This is a genomic window from Enterobacter cloacae complex sp. SHL001, from assembly GCF_049236825.1.
Taxonomy (GTDB): Bacteria; Pseudomonadota; Gammaproteobacteria; order Enterobacterales; family Enterobacteriaceae; genus Enterobacter; species Enterobacter hormaechei_C.
Genome location: NZ_JBMKIP010000004.1, coordinates 196,985 through 216,873, shown reverse-complemented (window position 1 = coordinate 216,873; position 19,889 = coordinate 196,985). Strand labels below are relative to the sequence as shown.

General features: G+C 55.5%; 17 protein-coding genes and 2 pseudogenes. 15 read left to right on the top strand and 4 right to left on the bottom strand.

The window, feature by feature from the left end; all coding sequences use genetic code 11:
- Positions 1-26: 26 nt before the first annotated feature.
- Together yaaA and ACOTYH_RS13130 are read right to left on the bottom strand one after the other, a co-directional pair.
- The gene (gene yaaA / locus ACOTYH_RS13135) at positions 27-800 is read right to left on the bottom strand and encodes a peroxide stress protein YaaA (RefSeq protein ID WP_015572628.1); all 774 of its coding nucleotides are present in this window, start codon (positions 798-800) and stop codon (positions 27-29) included.
- A gap of 66 nt (positions 801-866) precedes the next feature.
- On the bottom strand, positions 867-2,300 hold the full coding sequence (locus ACOTYH_RS13130) for an alanine/glycine:cation symporter family protein (RefSeq protein ID WP_032671446.1): 1,434 nt from the start codon (positions 2,298-2,300) through the stop codon (positions 867-869).
- Positions 2,301-2,562: 262 nt separating this feature from the next.
- Between ACOTYH_RS13130 and tal the strand changes: the two genes are divergently transcribed.
- The 3 genes from tal to ACOTYH_RS13115 all read left to right on the top strand — a co-directional run bounded on the left by tal (position 2,563) and on the right by ACOTYH_RS13115 (position 5,659).
- A complete protein-coding gene (tal, locus tag ACOTYH_RS13125; RefSeq protein ID WP_003856481.1) occupies positions 2,563-3,516 on the top strand; it encodes a transaldolase in 954 nt (317 codons plus the stop codon).
- Positions 3,517-3,626: 110 nt separating this feature from the next.
- The gene (gene mog, locus ACOTYH_RS13120; protein WP_003856479.1) at positions 3,627-4,214 is read left to right on the top strand and encodes a molybdopterin adenylyltransferase; all 588 of its coding nucleotides are present in this window, start codon (positions 3,627-3,629) and stop codon (positions 4,212-4,214) included.
- A 122-nt stretch (positions 4,215-4,336) separates the two neighbouring features.
- On the top strand, positions 4,337-5,659 hold the full coding sequence (locus ACOTYH_RS13115; RefSeq protein ID WP_058688966.1) for an MFS transporter: 1,323 nt from the start codon (positions 4,337-4,339) through the stop codon (positions 5,657-5,659).
- On the opposite strand, the gene satP is transcribed toward ACOTYH_RS13115, so the two are convergent.
- The gene (gene satP / locus ACOTYH_RS13110) at positions 5,636-6,202 is read right to left on the bottom strand and encodes an acetate uptake transporter (RefSeq protein WP_003856474.1); all 567 of its coding nucleotides are present in this window, start codon (positions 6,200-6,202) and stop codon (positions 5,636-5,638) included. The two genes, ACOTYH_RS13115 and satP, sit on opposite strands and share 24 nt — an antisense overlap.
- Before the next feature lie 296 nt (positions 6,203-6,498).
- Here satP and dnaK point away from each other — a divergent pair, with 296 nt between their 5' ends.
- The 4 genes from dnaK to nhaR all read left to right on the top strand — a co-directional run bounded on the left by dnaK (position 6,499) and on the right by nhaR (position 11,952).
- Positions 6,499-8,412: a molecular chaperone DnaK gene (gene dnaK / locus ACOTYH_RS13105; RefSeq protein ID WP_006810169.1), complete on the top strand. Its 1,914-nt coding sequence runs from the start codon at positions 6,499-6,501 to the stop codon at positions 8,410-8,412.
- 87 nt (positions 8,413-8,499) lie between these two features.
- The gene (gene dnaJ, locus ACOTYH_RS13100; protein ID WP_014830600.1) at positions 8,500-9,645 is read left to right on the top strand and encodes a molecular chaperone DnaJ; all 1,146 of its coding nucleotides are present in this window, start codon (positions 8,500-8,502) and stop codon (positions 9,643-9,645) included.
- 172 nt (positions 9,646-9,817) lie between these two features.
- On the top strand, positions 9,818-10,993 hold the full coding sequence (nhaA, locus tag ACOTYH_RS13095) for a Na+/H+ antiporter NhaA (RefSeq protein WP_017383817.1): 1,176 nt from the start codon (positions 9,818-9,820) through the stop codon (positions 10,991-10,993).
- 59 nt (positions 10,994-11,052) lie between these two features.
- Positions 11,053-11,952, top strand: coding sequence for a transcriptional activator NhaR (gene nhaR / locus ACOTYH_RS13090; RefSeq protein WP_003856462.1), 900 nt, complete (start codon positions 11,053-11,055; stop codon positions 11,950-11,952).
- A 58-nt stretch (positions 11,953-12,010) separates the two neighbouring features.
- Here nhaR and rpsT read toward each other — a convergent pair whose 3' ends face one another.
- Positions 12,011-12,274 (bottom strand): 30S ribosomal protein S20, encoded by a 264-nt coding sequence (gene rpsT / locus ACOTYH_RS13085; protein WP_003856458.1) that lies wholly within the window; start codon positions 12,272-12,274, stop codon positions 12,011-12,013.
- A gap of 115 nt (positions 12,275-12,389) precedes the next feature.
- Here rpsT and ACOTYH_RS13080 point away from each other — a divergent pair.
- The 8 genes and pseudogenes from ACOTYH_RS13080 to ACOTYH_RS13045 form a co-directional block, all read left to right on the top strand.
- Positions 12,390-12,595: pseudogene (locus ACOTYH_RS13080) on the top strand (DUF2575 domain-containing protein); the annotation flags it as partial.
- Between the two features lie 7 nt (positions 12,596-12,602).
- On the top strand, positions 12,603-13,529 hold the full coding sequence (gene ribF, locus ACOTYH_RS13075) for a bifunctional riboflavin kinase/FAD synthetase (RefSeq protein ID WP_003856456.1): 927 nt from the start codon (positions 12,603-12,605) through the stop codon (positions 13,527-13,529).
- A gap of 45 nt (positions 13,530-13,574) precedes the next feature.
- On the top strand, positions 13,575-16,391 hold the full coding sequence (gene ileS, locus ACOTYH_RS13070) for an isoleucine--tRNA ligase (protein WP_058688967.1): 2,817 nt from the start codon (positions 13,575-13,577) through the stop codon (positions 16,389-16,391).
- Positions 16,391-16,891, top strand: a complete 501-nt coding sequence (lspA, locus tag ACOTYH_RS13065) for a signal peptidase II (protein ID WP_058688968.1) — start codon at positions 16,391-16,393, stop codon at positions 16,889-16,891. Before ileS ends, lspA begins: the two co-directional genes overlap by 1 nt.
- A 116-nt stretch (positions 16,892-17,007) precedes the next feature.
- Entirely contained in the window at positions 17,008-17,457 is a 450-nt protein-coding gene (gene fkpB, locus ACOTYH_RS13060; protein WP_015572634.1) for an FKBP-type peptidyl-prolyl cis-trans isomerase, read from the top strand.
- Between the two features lies 1 nt (position 17,458).
- Positions 17,459-18,409 (top strand): 4-hydroxy-3-methylbut-2-enyl diphosphate reductase, encoded by a 951-nt coding sequence (gene ispH / locus ACOTYH_RS13055; RefSeq protein WP_017383814.1) that lies wholly within the window; start codon positions 17,459-17,461, stop codon positions 18,407-18,409.
- 156 nt (positions 18,410-18,565) lie between these two features.
- A pseudogene (locus ACOTYH_RS13050) lies at positions 18,566-19,119 on the top strand (glucose-6-phosphate isomerase family protein).
- Positions 19,112-19,882, top strand: a complete 771-nt coding sequence (locus tag ACOTYH_RS13045) for a glucose-6-phosphate isomerase family protein (protein ID WP_058688969.1) — start codon at positions 19,112-19,114, stop codon at positions 19,880-19,882. Before ACOTYH_RS13050 ends, ACOTYH_RS13045 begins: the two are co-directional and overlap by 8 nt.
- Positions 19,883-19,889 lie beyond the last annotated feature (7 nt).

The following is a 19,889-nucleotide window of genomic DNA, read 5'->3' as shown; positions in this document are numbered from 1 at the left end:
CCCCGCCAGCTGGCGGGGTTGTCTTTTTATTGCTCGTGACGCTTAAACACCAGCTCGTTTTTTCCTGACGATGCCTCGTCGAAAAAATACCCTTCACTGTTAAAGCCAGTGAGCTGCTCTGGCTTCGTCAGACGGTTTTGAATGATGAAGCGGCTCATCAGACCGCGCGCTTTTTTGGCGTAGAAGCTGATCACTTTAAATTTGCCGTTTTTCTCGTCGAGGAATACCGGCTTGATAATGTCCGCATCCAGCTTCTTCGGCTTCACCGATTTGAAGTACTCATCGGAGGCCAGGTTGATCACCACGTTGTCCCCCTGGGCTTGCAGCGCCGCGTTAAGCTTGTCGGTAATGACATCGCCCCAGAACTGGTACAGATCTTTACCTTTAGCGTTTTCCAGGCGGATACCCATCTCCAGACGATACGGTTGCATCAGATCCAGCGGTCGCAGCACCCCGTACAGGCCGGATAACATGCGCAGATGCAGCTGGGCAAAATCGAAATCGGCTTCGCTAAACGTTTCTGCTTGCAGGCCAGTGTAGACGTCACCTTTGAAGGCCAACAGCGCCTGGCGGGCGTTGGCGGGCGTGAAGTCAGGCTGCCACTCATGAAAACGGGTGGCATTCAGGTCGGCGAGTTTATCGCTGATGCTCATCAGCGAAGCGATTTGCGGAGCCGAAAGCTTACGCGCCTCGTGGATCAGCTGTTGTGAGTAGTCCAGCAATTCCGGCTGGGTATAACGCTCAGTGGCGAGCGGGCTCTGGTAGTCGAGCGTTTTGGCAGGTGAAATCAGAATCAGCATATCCAGTCCTTGCAGGAAATTTAGAGCGACTTTAACAAAAAATCGCCCTGAATTGATCGATAGCTGTTATTGCCGCGGCAAATCATCCCAGGTGCCAGGGGCAATTTGTGACTCGATTTCGGGATAGCGTGAGGCGTCAAAGACGGGCGGTACGCCGAGCTTGCGCTGACGCAGATAATCGCGCGCGATCAGCGCCACAACCGGTGAAAGCAGCAAAATGGCCGTCAGGTTCGTGATGGCCATCAGCGCCATAATGACGTCCGCTATTTGCCAGATCATCGGCATGCTGAGCAGGCAACCTACAAACACCATCGCCAGCACGCCCGCGCGAAGGATGTTGCGGGCCAGACGCGAGTCAACTTTCAGGAAGATAAGGTTGTTTTCGGCATAGATATAGTTCACCGCAATGGAACTAAAGGCAAAAAGTCCCACGACAAGTGCGACAAGGCCCGCGCCCCAGCTGCCGACGAGGGAGACCAGCGCCTGTTGTACCCAATGAATGCCTGCCGTACTACCGGACGGTTGTTCAGCGGCACCGGCCAGCAGCATTATCATCGCGCTGGCGGAGCAGATAACAATGGTGTCTGTGAAGACGCCAATCATCTGTACAATGCCCTGCGCGGCGGGATGTGGGGGCCAGGATGCGGCCGCTGCGGCGGCATTCGGCGTGGAGCCCATTCCCGCTTCGTTGGAGAACATACCCCGCTGAAAACCCGCAGTGAGTGCCTGGCTAAGGGTGTAACCCAGCGCGCCGGAAGCCGCTTCGCGCCAGCCGAACGCGCTTTGGAAAATGGTGACGATGACGTTCGGCACCTCGTCGATATGTATCGCGCATACCATCAGGCTGGTGGACACCCACAGCAGCGCCATCAGCGGAACCAGCCACTGCATCAGGCGGGCAACCCCTTTGAGCCCGGTCACAATGGTCAGCAGGGTGAGAAGGGCAAGCGCGCCGCCCGTCAGCCACTCCGGACAATTGAAGGCAAAGCGCAGCGCGTGGGCGACGGAATTTGCCTGAACGGTATTGAAAATAAGGCCATAGGCAATCAGCAAAAAGATCGAGAACAGAACGCCCATCCAGCGCATTCCCAGCCCGCGAGCCATATACCAGGCGGGACCGCCGCGAAACTGACCTTTGCCGTCTTTTTCTTTGTAGAGTTGCGCAAGCGAGCATTCAGCAAAGGAGGTGGCCATACCGATAATCGCCGTCACCCACATCCAGAATACCGCGCCCGGACCGCCCGCGCCGATCGCCAGCGCGACACCGGCCAGGTTACCGCTGCCGACGCGCGCGGCCAGGCTGGTACAGAGCGCCTGAAACGAGGTCAGGCCGCCCGGCTGTGGGGTGACGCTGTTTTTCAGACTTCTGCCAAATTTGCGGATATAGCGAAACTGAATCAGACCGCTGCGCCACGTAAACCAGATACCTGCTCCTGAAAGCAGGTATATCATGATCGAACCCCAGAGGACTTCGTTGATAAAGAAAAAGAAATCAGGCACTAACGTCCCTCTTGTTGATGCCAAAGTGAATATGTAAGCGCTACCACTGATTGTGCATGCTGTTACTTAGCAGCCTGTTAATATTCTGAGTTTATCATACTCTGCCTAAGCGCACTGTCTGCGGTTGCGCTGCCTCTCACTCGTGTTATCATCAGGGCAGACCGGTTACATCCCCCTAACAAGTAAACCTGTCATTTTTCCGCTGCTGGCAAGCTGTCGGTAGTGTGAATTATCCAGGGCACGTTAAAAGAGAAACACTATCATGACGGATAAATTGACCTCCCTTCGTCAGTTCACCACTGTCGTCGCTGACACCGGAGATATCGCGGCAATGAAGCTGTACCAGCCGCAGGATGCCACAACCAACCCTTCTCTGATCCTTAACGCCGCGCAGATCCCTGAGTATCGCAAACTGATCGACGAGGCGGTGACCTGGGCAAAAGCACAGAGCAATGACCGCGCGCAGCAGGTTGTGGATGCTACTGACAAACTGGCAGTGAACATCGGTCTGGAAATCCTGAAGCTCGTTCCTGGCCGTATCTCTACCGAAGTTGATGCTCGCCTGTCCTACGACACCGAAGCGTCTATCGCAAAAGCAAAACGCCTGATCAAACTGTACAACGATGCGGGCATCAGCAATGACCGTATCCTGATCAAACTGGCGTCTACCTGGCAGGGCATCCGCGCTGCTGAGCAGCTGGAAAAAGAAGGCATCAACTGTAACCTGACTCTGCTGTTCTCCTTCGCGCAGGCGCGTGCATGTGCCGAAGCTGGCGTATACCTGATTTCTCCGTTCGTGGGCCGTATTCTGGACTGGTACAAAGCCAACACCGACAAGAAAGAGTACGCGGCGTCTGAAGATCCAGGCGTGATTTCAGTGACTGAAATCTACGAATACTACAAACAGCACGGCTATGAGACCGTTGTTATGGGCGCAAGCTTCCGTAACGTCGGCGAAATCATCGAGCTGGCTGGCTGTGACCGCCTGACCATCGCTCCTGCGCTGCTGAAAGAGCTGGCAGAAAGCGAAGGTGCTATTGAGCGTAAACTGTCCTACACCGGCGAAGTGAAAGCACGCCCTGAGCGCATCACCGAGTCCGAGTTCCTGTGGCAGCACAACCAGGATCCAATGGCCGTAGATAAACTGGCGGACGGTATCCGTAAGTTTGCTATCGACCAGGAAAAACTGGAAAAAATGATCGGCGACCTGCTGTAATCATTCTGCGTGACCGGGTTCCCGGTCACGCGTCTTTCCCCCGCCTCTGTCTGAATTTTCTCTCTGCGTGTATCATTCCCTTTAATCAGTACTTTTTGAATGGAATGGATATGAATACCTTACGCATCGGCTTAGTGTCGATTTCTGACCGCGCCTCCAGCGGTGTTTATCAGGATAAAGGCATCCCTGCTCTGGAAGCGTGGCTGGGCAGCGCGCTCACTACCCCGTTTGAGATCCAGACTCGCCTGATCCCGGACGAGCAGCCGATCATCGAGCAAACCCTGTGTGAACTGGTGGATGAGATGAGCTGCCACCTGGTGCTGACGACGGGCGGAACCGGCCCCGCGCGCCGCGATGTAACGCCGGACGCGACGCTGGCTATCGCCGATCGTGAAATGCCGGGCTTCGGTGAGCAGATGCGCCAGATCAGTCTACACTTTGTCCCGACGGCCATTCTTTCCCGTCAGGTCGGGGTGATCCGCAAACAGGCGCTGATCCTGAACCTGCCGGGGCAGCCGAAGTCGATAAAAGAAACGCTGGAAGGGGTGAAAGCCGAGGACGGCAGCGTTATCGTCCACGGTATCTTTGCAAGTGTACCGTATTGTATACAACTGCTTGACGGTCCGTACGTGGAAACTGACGGCAATGTGGTAGCAGCATTTCGCCCTAAAAGCGCTCGCCGCGAAACAATCTCCTGAAATTCTTTAAAATGTGACATTAGCGCCAGCCGCTGTAGCGTGTAAATGGATTTACGATATAGTAATTTTTTCTTTACGATTACTGTAAAAAATAATCCACAACACATGCACAATGGTTCGCTATGTCACATAACACCCGACCTCTGAATCGACAGGACTACAAAACCCTCACGCTCGCTGCTCTGGGCGGCGCGCTGGAGTTTTACGACTTCATCATCTTTGTCTTCTTCGCCGCCGTTGTGGGGGCGCTGTTTTTCCCGGCGGATATTCCGGAATGGCTGCGTCAGGTACAAACCTTCGGCATTTTCGCTGCCGGCTATCTGGCGCGCCCGCTGGGCGGCATTGTCATGGCGCACTTTGGCGATCTGGTCGGGCGCAAGAAGATGTTTACCCTCAGCATCCTGCTTATGGCCGTGCCGACGCTGGCGATTGGGCTTTTGCCTACCTATGAGTCGATGGGCATTATCGCCCCGTTATTGCTGCTGCTGATGCGTATTCTCCAGGGCGCGGCCATCGGCGGGGAAGTGCCGGGCGCCTGGGTGTTTGTCGCTGAGCACGTCCCGGTGCGCCGCATCGGCATTGCGTGCGGAACGCTGACCGCAGGGCTGACGATCGGGATCCTGCTTGGCTCCGTGGTTGCAACCATCATCAATACCAGCATGACGCAACAGGCCGTTCACGACTGGGGCTGGCGTATACCGTTCCTGCTGGGCGGGGCGTTTGGGCTGGTGGCAATGTACCTGCGACGCTGGTTGCAGGAGACGCCAATATTTCTGGAAATGCAGCAGCGGAAGGCGCTGGCGCAAGAACTGCCGGTGAAAACCGTAGTAGTGCGGCATAAAAAAGCGGTAGTGGTGTCGATGCTTCTGACCTGGCTGCTGTCTGCGGGGATCGTGGTGGTCATTTTGATGTCACCGGTCTGGCTGCAAAAACAGTACGGTTTTGCGCCTGCCGTGACGTTACAGGCGAACAGTATCGCGACAATTATGCTCTGCTTTGGTTGTCTGGCCGCCGGGCTGGCGGCGGATCGTTACGGCGCAAGCGCGACCTTTATTGTCGGCAGTTTGCTTCTGGCCGCGTCGAGCTGGGCATTTTATCATCTTGCGGGCACCCATCCTGAACAACTGTTCCTGCTGTACGGTGTCGTCGGGCTGTGCGTGGGCGTCGTTGGCGCCGTACCGTACGTAATGGTCCGCGCCTTCCCGCCGGAGGTACGCTTCACTGGGATCTCTTTCTCTTATAATGTCTCGTATGCCATTTTCGGTGGGCTGACCCCGATTGTGGTGACGGTGTTGATGGGGGGGTCACCCCTTGCACCTGCGTGGTACGTGCTGGCGTTATCGCTGATGGGACTGGTTTTGGGGGTGTGGCTTCGCCAGTCAGAGGGACGTCGTGCCCGCGACGCGGGCACGACAGAGGGATCAGTGTTTTTCACCAATCGGTAGAATGGTGCGGTCGAACTGCTCGTTCAGCACTTCACCCATGGCCAGGTAGATTGCGCTTGCGCCGCAAACCAGACCTACCCAGCCGGCAACGTGAACGATGCCTTCGTTATCCGCCAGGTGACCGATGGCCAGCAGAGCGAACAGTACGGTCAGGCTCAGGAAGACGAATTGCAGTGCGCGGTTCGCCTTAAGGGTACCGAAGAACATGAACAGGGTGAACACGCCCCACAGTCCCAGGTACACGCCCAGGAAATGGGCGTTTGCCGCCTCTGCCAGGCCCATTTTAGGCATCAGCAGAATTGCGACCAGAGTCAGCCAGAAGGAACCGTAAGAGGTAAAGGCGGTTAAGCCGAAGGTGTTGCCTTTCTTATATTCCAGCAGGCCCGCAAAGATCTGTGCGATACCGCCGTAAAAAATGCCCATCGCCAGGATAATGCCGTCCATCGGGAACATCCCGATATTGTGCAGGTTCAGCAGAATGGTGGTCATGCCAAAACCCATCAGGCCCAGCGGAGCCGGATTAGCCAACTTAGTGTTGCCCATAAGTCCTCAAAAAAATCATCATTAATATGGTGAAATGGTTAAACCCGCGCCTGTTCTACCTGACGGGGCGCGGCATCATAATGGGCGGCATCGACGCCGTCTATGATCTCACCGGGGTGAAATTAAAAAATTTTTTATCCTTCCCCCTTGATGGATGCTGTTGTGACCCCATCTTGTAAGCAACCGCAGTGTGTGGACCTGAAAAAAATCAAATCTGGGCAGTTGAAAAAGCACGTTCTGCCCTTATTACAGGTACACAACCACATGTTGACTGAATTTTTAGTGGAGACGTTTAGATGGGTAAAATTATTGGTATCGACCTGGGTACTACCAACTCTTGTGTAGCGATTATGGATGGCACTACTGCACGTGTGCTGGAGAACGCCGAGGGCGATCGCACCACGCCTTCTATCATTGCTTATACCCAGGATGGTGAAACTCTGGTTGGTCAGCCGGCTAAACGTCAGGCCGTGACAAACCCGCAAAACACCCTGTTTGCGATCAAACGCCTGATTGGCCGCCGCTTCCAGGACGAAGAAGTTCAGCGTGACGTTTCCATCATGCCTTACAAAATCATCGCAGCCGATAACGGCGATGCATGGCTTGATGTGAAAGGCACCAAAACGGCACCTCCGCAGATCTCTGCTGAAGTGCTGAAGAAAATGAAGAAAACCGCGGAAGATTACCTGGGTGAACCGGTAACTGAAGCTGTTATCACCGTACCTGCTTACTTCAACGATGCTCAGCGTCAGGCAACCAAAGATGCTGGCCGTATCGCAGGTCTGGAAGTAAAACGTATCATCAACGAACCAACCGCAGCAGCACTGGCTTACGGTCTGGATAAAGAAGTTGGCAACCGTACTATCGCGGTTTACGACCTGGGTGGTGGTACCTTCGATATCTCTATTATCGAAATCGACGACGTTGACGGCGAAAAAACCTTCGAAGTTCTGGCAACCAATGGTGATACCCACCTGGGTGGTGAAGACTTCGATACCCGTCTGATCAACTACCTCGTTGACGAGTTCAAGAAAGATCAGGGCATTGACCTGCGTAACGACCCGCTGGCCATGCAGCGACTGAAAGAAGCCGCTGAGAAAGCGAAGATCGAGCTGTCTTCCGCTCAGCAGACCGACGTGAACCTGCCGTACATCACCGCAGACGCGACCGGTCCAAAACACATGAACATCAAAGTGACCCGTGCGAAACTGGAAAGCCTGGTAGAAGACCTGGTGAACCGTTCTATCGAGCCACTGAAAGTTGCATTGCAGGACGCTGGCCTGTCCGTGTCTGACATTCAGGACGTTATCCTGGTAGGTGGTCAGACTCGTATGCCAATGGTTCAGAAGAAAGTTGCTGAATTCTTTGGTAAAGAGCCACGTAAAGACGTGAACCCGGACGAAGCGGTTGCTATCGGTGCTGCGGTTCAGGGTGGTGTTCTGACGGGTGAAGTAAAAGACGTACTGCTGCTGGACGTTACCCCGCTGTCTCTGGGTATCGAAACCATGGGTGGCGTGATGACTCCGCTCATCAACAAAAACACCACTATCCCGACGAAACACAGCCAGGTGTTCTCTACCGCTGAAGACAACCAGTCTGCGGTAACCATCCATGTGATTCAGGGTGAGCGTAAGCGCGCGGCGGATAACAAATCTCTGGGTCAGTTCAACCTGGACGGTATTAACCCGGCACCACGCGGCATGCCACAGATCGAAGTCACCTTCGACATCGATGCTGACGGTATCCTGCATGTGTCTGCGAAAGACAAAAATAGCGGTAAAGAGCAGAAGATTACCATCAAGGCATCTTCTGGCCTGAACGAAGCGGAAATCGAAAAAATGGTTCGTGATGCCGAAGCTAACGCGGAATCCGACCGTAAGTTCGAAGAGCTGGTTCAGACCCGTAACCAGGGTGACCATCTGCTGCACAGCACCCGTAAGCAGGTTGAAGAAGCGGGCGATAAACTGCCAGCGGAAGACAAAACTGCGATCGAAACTGCACTGAGCGCGCTGGAAACGTCTCTGAAAGGCGAAGACAAAGCGGACATCGAAGCGAAGATGCAGGAGCTGGCACAGGTTTCTCAGAAGCTGATGGAAATCGCTCAGCAGCAGCACGCACAGCAGCAGGCGGGCGCTGATGCTTCCCAGAACAACGCGAAAGACGACGATGTTGTCGACGCTGAGTTCGAAGAAGTGAAAGACAAAAAATAATCGCCCTGATGCAGGGTAAGTAATCGGCACGGGCGTAGGAGAATTCTCCACGCCCGTGCTCGCATGTTAAGGGGCTTAAAAAAACCAATGGCAAAGCAAGACTATTACGAGATTTTAGGCGTTCCGAAAACTGCGGAAGAGCGTGAAATCAAAAAGGCGTATAAGCGCCTGGCCATGAAATTCCACCCTGACCGTAATCAGGGTGACAAAGAGGCTGAAGCCAAATTTAAAGAGATTAAAGAAGCCTACGAAGTCCTGACCGATGCACAAAAACGTGCGGCCTATGATCAGTACGGTCACGCGGCCTTTGAACAAGGCGGCATGGGCGGCGGTGGATTTGGTGGCGGCGGCTTCGGCGGCGGCGCTGATTTCAGCGATATCTTTGGTGATGTATTTGGCGATATCTTCGGCGGCGGACGTGGTCGTCAGCGCGCGGCGCGCGGCGCAGACCTGCGCTACAACATGGAGCTGACGCTTGAAGAAGCGGTTCGCGGCGTCACCAAAGAGATCCGTATTCCGACGCTGGAAGAGTGTGACGTTTGCCACGGCAGCGGCGCGAAAGCGGGGACTCAGCCACAGACCTGCCCAACCTGTCACGGTTCCGGTCAGGTGCAGATGCGCCAGGGCTTCTTCGCGGTGCAGCAGGCCTGTCCGCACTGTCATGGTCGCGGTACGCTGATTAAAGATCCGTGCACCAAATGCCACGGTCACGGTCGCGTGGAGAAAACCAAAACGCTGTCCGTTAAGATCCCGGCAGGCGTGGATACGGGCGACCGCATCCGTCTGGCAGGTGAGGGTGAAGCCGGCGAGCACGGCGCACCGGCAGGCGATCTGTACGTTCAGGTTCAGGTGAAGCAGCACGCCATCTTCGAGCGTGAAGGTAACAACCTGTACTGTGAAGTGCCGATCAACTTTGCGATGGCGGCGCTGGGTGGCGAAATCGAAGTGCCGACGCTGGACGGTCGCGTTAACCTGAAAATCCCCGGCGAAACCCAGACCGGGAAGCTGTTCCGCATGCGCGGCAAAGGCGTTAAATCCGTTCGCGGTGGCGCGCAGGGTGACCTGTTATGCCGCGTGGTCGTGGAAACGCCGGTCGGCCTGAACGATAAGCAGAAACAGCTGCTGAAAGAGCTTCAGGAGAGTTTTGGTGGTCCGACGGGTGAGAAAAACAGTCCGCGCTCCAAAAGCTTCTTCGATGGCGTCAAAAAATTCTTCGACGATTTAACCCGCTAACCCGCCAGCTGGTTACTATCCTTTAAAGCCCGGAAGCGATTCCGGGCTTTTTGTTTATAGCGTTATTCCTCGGTTAAACTGAATATATACACAATATTAATCTGTTTTTACCGATATGTTTGCGCTGATATTATGGTTTTACCGAGGTATTGTTGTAAAAGAGAGTTTAAACGTGAAATTACTACACCGTTTCTTTAGCAGTGAGGCATCCGGCGGCGTCATCCTGATTATTGCTGCTGCGGCCGCCATGCTGCTCGCCAATATGGGCATGACGCGCGATCTCTATCACGCATTTCTGGAAACGCCCGTCGAGCTGAAAGTCGGGGCGCTGGAAATTAACAAGAACATGCTGCTGTGGATCAACGATGCGCTGATGGCGGTGTTCTTCCTGCTGGTGGGTCTGGAGGTTAAACGTGAGCTGGTGATCGGTTCGCTTGCCAGCCGTCAGCGCGCGGCGTTTCCGGTGATCGCGGCGATTGGCGGGATGATCGTTCCGGCGTTGCTCTTTCTCGCGTTTGCGTGGCAGGATCCGGTTGCGCGTGACGGCTGGGCGATCCCGGCTGCAACGGATATCGCGTTTGCGCTCGGGGTCTTAGCCTTGCTCGGTAGCCGCGTCCCGGTAGCACTGAAAATTTTCCTGATGGCGCTGGCGATTATCGATGACCTGGGCGCTATCGTGATTATCGCGCTGTTCTACACCAGCGATCTGTCGGTTCTGTCGCTGAGCGTGGCGGCCGTGGCTATTGTGGTGCTGGCCTTGCTGAACGTCTTCAACGTCCGACGTACGGGTATTTATATTCTGGTGGGCATGGTGCTGTGGACGGCGGTGCTGAAGTCTGGCGTGCATGCCACGCTGGCGGGCGTCATCGTTGGCTTCTTTATTCCGCTGAAGGAGCAGGACGGCAAATCGCCAGCCAGACAGCTGGAGCATGTGCTTCATCCGTGGGTGGGCTTTATGATCCTGCCGCTGTTTGCGTTTGCCAACGCGGGAGTTTCCCTGGCCGGGGTTACCCTGGACGGACTCACCTCCGTGCTGCCGCTGGGTATCATCGCCGGTCTGTTTATCGGTAAGCCGCTGGGTATCAGCCTGTTCTGCTGGCTGGCGCTGAAGCTGAAGCTGGCGTCATTGCCAAACGGGACCACCTTTAGCCAGATTATGGCCGTCGGCGTGCTGTGCGGTATTGGATTCACCATGTCGATCTTTATCTCGACGCTGGCGTTTGGCGCAAACGCGCCTGAGCTTATCGTCTGGGCAAAACTCGGCATTCTCATCGGGTCATTACTGGCCGCAGTCATTGGTTATACCTTGTTGAAGGTGAAATTGTCCGGACAGGCTGTCCAGGCATAACGGAAAACCGGGAGGAGGGGGCTCCTTCTCCCGATACACACTCAGGGAGAGAACACGCGATGTCTCATTTGAATTACAACCATCTTTATTACTTCTGGCACGTTTATAAACAGGGCTCGGTCGTGGGGGCGGCAGAAGCGCTTTACCTGACGCCACAAACCATTACCGGGCAAATCAAAGCCCTGGAAGAGCGGTTACAGGGCAAGTTGTTCAAGCGCAAGGGCCGTGGGATTGAGCCCAGTGAGCTGGGCGAGCTGGTGTTCCGCTATGCGGATAAAATGTTCACCCTGAGTCAGGAGATGCTGGACATCGTCAACTACCGCAAAGAGTCGAACCTGCTTTTTGACGTGGGGGTGGCGGATGCGCTGTCCAAACGGCTGGTGAGTGGCGTGCTGGATGCGGCGGTGGTGGAAGATGAACAGATCCATTTACGCTGCTTTGAGTCCACTCACGAGATGCTGCTGGAACAGCTGAGCCAGCATAAGCTGGATATGATTATTTCGGATTGCCCTATCGATTCCACGCAGCAGGAAGGCTTGTTCTCGGTGAAAATTGGCGAATGCGGCGTCAGTTTCTGGTGCATCAATCCGCCACCGGAAAAACCGTTTCCTGCCTGCCTGGAAGAGCGCCGCTTGCTGGTGCCGGGTCGGAGGTCCATGCTCGGACGGAAGCTGCTGAACTGGTTTAACTCGCAGGGGCTGAACGTAGAAATTCTCGGTGAGTTCGACGATGCGGCGCTGATGAAAGCCTTTGGCGAAGCGCATAACGCTATCTTCGTTGCTCCGACGCTGTACGCGCACGATCTCTATTCAGACGACAAAATAACCGAGATCGGCAGGGTGGATAACGTGATGGAAGAGTATCACGCCATATTCGCCGAAAGGATGATTCAGCACCCGGCGGTACAGCGAATCTGCAATCGCGACTATTCGGCGCTTTTTACGCCGCCGGCAATCTGAAGACATAAAAAAACCCGCGTTAAGCGGGTTCTTTCAAACAAGCAACAACAAGTGGCGATTAAGCCAGTTTGTTGATCTGCGCGGTCAGGTTTGCTTTATGACGCGCTGCTTTGTTTTTGTGGATCAGACCTTTAGCAGCCTGACGATCCACGATTGGTTGCATTTCGTTAAATGCGTTCTGCGCTGCAGCTTTGTCGCCAGCTTCGATAGCTGCGTATACTTTCTTGATGAAAGTACGCATCATAGAGCGACGGCTTGCATTGTGCTTACGAGCCTTTTCAGACTGAACGGCACGTTTCTTAGCTGATTTGATATTAGCCAAGGTCCAACTCCCAAATATGATCTATGTGGACAATTCAAAGGCCGAGGAATATGCCCTCTATACCTTCTTTTGTCAATGGATTTGTGCAAATAAGCGCCGTTAATGTGGCGACGCTACGTTACGTAGTGATGGCGCAGGATTCTACCAGCTTGTCGTTCGTGAATACAGCTTTTCGGCGTAAAAATCGCAGTTCGCGGACAGATTTTTTTGCTGCGAAAGGTCAGCGTGATGAAATCATACGGCTTTCTGTTTAGCGTGAACAATCGCCGGTTAACCTTAACCGCTGTACAAGGTATACTTTGGCGATTTTCACTGTTTTGAGCCAGTCATGAAGCTGATACGCGGCATACATAATCTCAGTCAAGCCCCGCACGGGTGCGTGCTGACCATTGGTAATTTCGACGGCGTGCATCGTGGGCATCAGGCGCTGTTGCAGGGATTGCGTAAAGAAGGCGAGGCGCGAGGCCTGCCCGTCGTGGTGATGATTTTCGAGCCTCAGCCGCTGGAGCTGTTTGCAGGCGAGAAATCCCCCGCGCGGCTGACGCGTCTGCGTGAGAAGTTACGCTACCTGGCGGAGTCAGGGGTGGACTACGTCCTGTGCGTACGGTTCGACCGTCGTTTTGCCGCGCTGACCGCACAAAATTTTGTCAGCGACCTGTTGGTCAGGCAGCTTGGCGTGCAGTTTCTCGCCGTGGGCGATGATTTCCGCTTTGGCGCTGGTCGTCAGGGCGATTTCTTGTTATTACAGAAGGCTGGCCTGGAGTACGGGTTTGACGTCACCAGCACGATGACCTTCTGTGAGGGCGGCGTGCGCGTCAGCAGCACGGCGGTACGTCAGGCGCTGGCGAACGATGAACTGGACACGGCAGAAACGCTGCTGGGTCACCCGTTCACAATTTCAGGTCGCGTGGTCCATGGCGATGCGCTGGGCCGCACGATAGGTTTCCCGACGGCGAATATACCGCTGCGTCGTCAGGTCTCCCCGGTTAAAGGGGTCTATGCGGTGGAAGTGGCAGGACTGGGCGAGAAGCCTTTCTACGGCGTCGCCAACATTGGCACACGTCCAACGGTTGCCGGTGTGCGTCAACAGTTAGAAGTACACCTGCTGGACGTTGTAATGGACCTGTATGGTCGCCATATAGATGTGATACTGCGTAAAAAAATACGCAATGAACAGCGATTCGCTTCGCTGGATGAACTTAAAGCGCAAATCGCGCGAGATGAATTAACGGCCCGCGAGTTTTTTGGGCTTTAGAACCGGCTTAACTGCCTACGTGATAAATACGGAACCGAGAATCTGATGAGTGACTATAAATCAACCCTGAATTTGCCGGAAACAGGGTTCCCGATGCGCGGCGATCTCGCCAAGCGTGAACCGGGAATGCTGGCGCGTTGGACCGATGATGACCTGTACGGCATCATTCGTGCAGCCAAAAAAGGCAAAAAAACCTTCATTCTGCATGATGGCCCTCCATATGCGAATGGCAGCATTCATATTGGTCACTCTGTAAACAAGATTCTGAAAGACATTATCGTGAAGTCCAAAGGACTCGCGGGATATGACTCGCCTTACGTTCCGGGCTGGGACTGCCATGGTCTGCCAATCGAGCTGAAAGTTGAGCAAGAGTACGGTAAGCCGGGTGAGAAGTTCACCGCCGCAGAATTCCGCGCGAAATGCCGCGAATACGCTGCCACCCAGGTTGACGGTCAGCGCGCTGACTTCATCCGTCTGGGCGTGCTGGGTGACTGGTCGCATCCGTACCTGACCATGGACTTCAAAACCGAAGCCAACATCATCCGAGCGCTGGGTAAAATCATCGGCAACGGTCACCTGCACAAAGGCGCGAAGCCGGTGCACTGGTGCGTCGACTGCCGCTCTGCGCTGGCAGAAGCGGAAGTGGAGTATTACGACAAAACCTCGCCTTCTATCGACGTGGCCTTCGAAGCGGTCGATCAGGATGCGATCAAAGCTAAATTTGGTCTGCCTGGCGTAAGCGGCCCGATCTCTCTGGTGATCTGGACCACCACCCCGTGGACGCTGCCTGCTAACCGCGCGATCTCCCTCTCTGGCGAGTTTGAGTATGCGCTGGTGCAGATTGATGGCCGTGCGGTTATCCTGGCGAAAGACCTGGTCGAAAGCGTGCTGAAACGCGCGAACATCACCGATTACACCGTGCTGGGCACCGTAAAAGGCGACGCGCTGGAACTGATGCGCTTCAAACACCCGTTCCTGGACTTCGACGTTCCGGCGATTCTGGGCGACCACGTCACGCTGGACGCGGGTACCGGTGCGGTGCATACCGCCGGTGGCCACGGTCCTGACGACTACAACATCAGCCTGAAATATGGTCTGGAAATCGCTAACCCGGTGGGTCCGGACGGCTCATACCTGCCTGGCACCTACCCGGCGCTGGACGGTATCAACGTCTTTAAAGCCAACGACATCATCGTTGACATCCTGCGTACCAGCGGCGCGCTGCTGCACGTAGAGAAAATGCAGCACAGCTATCCGTGCTGCTGGCGTCACAAGACGCCTATCATCTTCCGTGCGACCCCGCAGTGGTTCATCAGCATGGATCAGAAAGGCCTGCGCGCGCAGTCGCTGAAAGAGATCAAAGGCGTGCAGTGGATCCCGGACTGGGGCCAGGCGCGTATCGAATCCATGGTGGCTAACCGTCCTGACTGGTGTATTTCCCGTCAGCGTACCTGGGGCGTGCCAATGTCTCTGTTCGTGCATAAAGAGACGCAGGAGCTGCACCCGAACACTCTGGAACTGATGGAAGAAGTGGCGAAGCGCGTCGAAGTTGACGGTATTCAGGCGTGGTGGGATCTCGACGCCCGCGACATCCTGGGCGCTGACGCAGACAGCTACGAGAAAGTGCCGGATACCCTGGACGTGTGGTTCGACTCCGGGTCTACCCACTCCTCCGTGGTTGACGTGCGTCCGGAGTTTGCTGGTCACGCTGCCGATATGTATCTGGAAGGGTCTGACCAACACCGCGGCTGGTTCATGTCATCGCTGATGATCTCCACCGCCATGAAGGGTAAAGCACCTTACCGCCAGGTATTGACCCACGGCTTCACCGTGGATGGTCAGGGCCGTAAGATGTCCAAATCTATCGGTAACACCGTTTCTCCGCAGGACGTGATGAACAAACTGGGCGCGGACATTCTGCGTCTGTGGGTGGCCTCTACCGACTACACCGGCGAAATGGCGGTCTCTGATGAGATCCTGAAACGTGCTGCTGACAGCTATCGTCGTATTCGTAACACCGCGCGCTTCCTGCTGGCGAACCTGAACGGGTTCGATCCGGTGAAAGACATGGTGAAGCCGGAAGAGATGGTTGTGCTCGATCGCTGGGCGGTAGGCTGCGCGAAAGCGGCGCAGGAAGATATTCTTAAAGCCTATGAGTCTTACGACTTCCACGAAGTGGTGCAGCGCCTGATGCGCTTCTGCTCCATCGAGATGGGCTCGTTCTACCTCGACATCATCAAAGACCGCCAGTACACCGCGAAAGCGGACAGCGTGGCGCGTCGTAGCTGCCAGACTGCGCTGTTCCACATCGCAGAGGCGCTGGTACGCTGGATGGCGCCGATCATGTCCTTCACCGCGGATGAAATCTGGGGTTACCTGCCGGGCGACCGCGAGAAGTATGTCTTCACCGGCGAGTGGTACGAAGGTCTGTTCGACCTCTCCAGCACTGAAGCAATGAACGATGCCTTCTGGGACGAGCTGCTGAAAGTGCGCGGCGAAGTGAACAAGGTTATCGAGCAGGCGCGTGCGGACAAGAAAGTCGGTGGCTCTCTGGAAGCGACGGTGACCCTGTACGCCGAACCGGAGCTGGCGGCCAAACTGACCGCGCTGGGCGATGAATTACGATTTGTCCTGTTGACCTCCGGTGCGAAAGTTGCGGATTATGCCGAAGCTACTGCTGATGCTCAGCAGAGTGAACTGCTCAAAGGACTGAAGGTCGCGCTGAGCAAAGCCGACGGTGAAAAATGCCCGCGCTGCTGGCATTACACCACTGATGTCGGTCAGGTGGCGGAACACGCAGACATCTGCGGTCGCTGTGTAAGCAACGTCGCCGGTGACGGCGAAAAACGTAAGTTTGCCTGATGAGTAAAACTCTCTGTTCAACAGGACTGCGCTGGCTGTGGCTGGTGGTGGTGGTGCTGATTATTGATTTGGGCAGCAAGTTCCTGATCCTCCAGAAGTTCGCTCTGGGGGATACGGTCCCGCTGTTTCCGTCGCTTAACCTGCACTATGCCCGCAACTATGGTGCGGCGTTTAGTTTCCTTGCCGACAGCGGTGGCTGGCAGCGCTGGTTCTTCGCGGGTATCGCTATCGGTATCTGCGTCGTGCTGGCGGTGCTGATGTACCGCTCAAAGGCCACGCAAAAGCTGAATAATATCGCCTACGCGCTGATCATTGGCGGCGCGCTGGGTAACCTGTTTGACCGCCTGTGGCACGGCTTTGTGGTCGATATGATCGACTTCTACGTTGGCGACTGGCACTTCGCGACCTTTAACCTCGCCGATAGCGCAATATGCGTTGGTGCGGCGTTAATCGTGCTGGAAGGCTTCTTGCCTAAACCGGCCGCGAAAGAGCAGGCGTAACAAAACCAGCCGGGTGACGCGTAGCGATCCCGGCCTACAGAATTTGTGGCCCCCGTAGGCCCGGTAAGCGTAGCGCCACCGGGCAACAGGTGACCCAAAACAAGCGAGCAATTTGCATGTCTAAATCCGTACAGAGCAACAGCGCGGTTCTCGTTCATTTCACGCTGAAGCTGGATGACGGCTCCACGGCCGAATCCACCCGCAACAATGGCAAACCGGCGCTGTTTCGTCTGGGTGACACCTCCCTGTCTGAAGGCCTTGAGCAGCAGCTTCTGGGTCTGAAAGAGGGCGAGAAAAAAGCGTTTTCGCTGGAGCCGGATGCGGCATTTGGCGTGCCAAGCCCGGACCTGATCCAGTATTTCTCGCGCCGTGAGTTTATGGATGCGGGTGAACCAGAAATCGGGGCGATTATGCTCTTTACCGCTATGGACGGCAGCGAAATGCCTGGCGTGATCCGAGAAATCAACGGCGATTCTATCACCGTCGATTTCAACCATCCGCTTGCCGGGCGTACCGTTCATTTTGATGTCGAAGTGCTGGAGATCGATCCGGCACTGGAGGAGTAAAATGCAGATCCTGTTGGCTAACCCGCGCGGCTTCTGCGCCGGTGTAGACCGCGCTATCAGCATTGTTGAAAACGCGCTGGAGATTTACGGCGCGCCGATTTACGTGCGTCACGAAGTGGTGCACAACCGTTACGTGGTCGACAGCCTGCGCGAGCGCGGTGCGATTTTTATCGAGCAGATCAGCGAAGTGCCGGACGGCGCAATCCTCATCTTCTCCGCGCACGGCGTCTCTCAGGCGGTACGCAACGAGGCGAAAAGCCGCGATCTGACCGTATTCGATGCCACCTGTCCGTTAGTGACAAAAGTGCATATGGAAGTGGCGCGCGCCAGCCGTCGTGGTGAAGAGTCAATTCTGATTGGTCACGCCGGTCACCCGGAAGTTGAAGGCACCATGGGCCAGTACAGCAACCCGGAAGGGGGCATGTATCTGGTTGAGTCACCGGAAGATGTCTTTACGCTGGACGTGAAAAACGAAGCCCGTCTGTCGTTTATGACCCAGACGACGCTTTCCGTAGACGACACCTCAGACGTGATTGACGCCCTGCGCCAGCGCTTCCCGAAAATTGTCGGGCCGCGCAAAGATGATATCTGCTATGCAACCACCAACCGTCAGGAAGCCGTACGCGCCCTGGCTGAACAGGCGGATGTGGTGCTGGTGGTCGGCTCGAAAAACTCCTCTAACTCCAACCGACTGGCCGAACTGGCGCAGCGTATGGGGAAAGCAGCTTTTCTGATCGACGACGCAACGGACATTCAGGAAGCGTGGGTGAAAAACGCGGCCTGCGTCGGTGTTACCGCAGGCGCTTCAGCGCCGGATATCCTGGTGCAAAACGTCATTGCCCGCCTGCAAGAGCTGGGCGGTGGCGAAGCGGTGCCGCTGGAAGGCCGTGAAGAGAACATTGTCTTCGAAGTGCCGAAAGAGCTGCGAATCGACGCCCGCGAAGTGGAATAATGTCCTCTCAATCTTCAAAATGCCGGTGGCGAAAGCCTCCGGCATTTTTGTTTCTGGTTAACTGTGATTCACCATCAATATTGACGCTTTTATCGCTAGGTTAATCGTTTAATCTGCCATCATGATATTGCTGTTCTCCTCGGGCCGGAGAGCGATATGAATTCAGACATCTTTTTGCCACCTCAGTTGACGTGGGCTACCGGCGCGCTAGCCAGCGGGCCGCTTATCCGCAAAACGACTCGTCTTGCGGATCTTCCTGGGATCTTCGCAGACGGCGAGGCGTGGAAGTGCGGCAATCCTCAAAAAAGTGTGTATGACGTAGACGTACTGGGCTCGCCCGTAGGGGAAGGGGCACTCTTCGTTGGGGTAACTCACCTGCGTGCGGGTAACGTGGGCGATGAGTTCTTTATGACTCGCGGTCATTTTCATCAGCGCCGCGAACAGGGGAGGTCTATTTTGGCCTGCGCGGATGTGGCTTGTTGCTGCTGCAAACGGAGGCGGGCGACGCGCGGCTTGAGCAGGTGACGGCTGGCTCCGTGCATATTATTCCTCCTTTTACAGCGCATCGTTTGATTAACACTGGCAACGAGACGCTATCCTCCCTTGCCGTCTGGCCGAGCATTGCGGGACACGACTATGCGGCGCTGGCAGAGGGCTTCACCCTGCGGATCTTTGCCTCCGGGGAAGGTTACGAGGTGCGCCATGGCTAACTATGGCCTTGATATGACCATCAACCGTCAGCCGCTCGGTTTTTGCTACGGAGAGGATGTTACCGGGCCGATGCCGGAGATCAGAACGCTGGATCAGATCCGCCCGTCGCTGCGCAATCGGGACTGCGAAGGGCCTGAACAGGTATATGCCATCGCGATGGACGTGGCGCGTCTGGCGGACAGGCCGGAGCTCGAAAAACGCATGCTGCTTTTTGGTGTGGTCACCTACGCGGCAGGCACGCTTGGCGATGAGCCGGTCCGCAGCCAGGGACATGTTCACCGTATTAGCCAGCACAGCGGATGGTCGCCCCCTGAGCTGTACGAAATCTGGCAGGGTAAAGCGATTATCTACATGCAGGAGTATGTGGACGACGATCCGGGACGTTGTTTTGCGGTACTCGCGGGGCCGGGTGAAAAGGTACTGGTCCCTCCCGGATGGGGCCATGCGACGATTTCGGCCTCGCCCAATGAGCCGCTGACGTTTGGTGCGTGGTGCGATCGGGAATATGGCTTTGAGTATGAGGCCGTTCGTGCGCGAAAAGGTCTGGCCTGGTATCCCTTAGTTCAGGGTAATCATATTGTCTGGCAGCATAACAGTCACTACAGACCAGGGCGCTTGCAGATGATTACGCCGAGAAGTTATCCGGAATTTGGCATTACTGATGCGCCTGTTTATCAGCAGTTTATTGATGACCCCGCACGGTTCGAGTTTATTTCGCGTCCGGATAAAGTCGCAGAACTGTGGAATAACTTCCATCCATAAAGAAGCC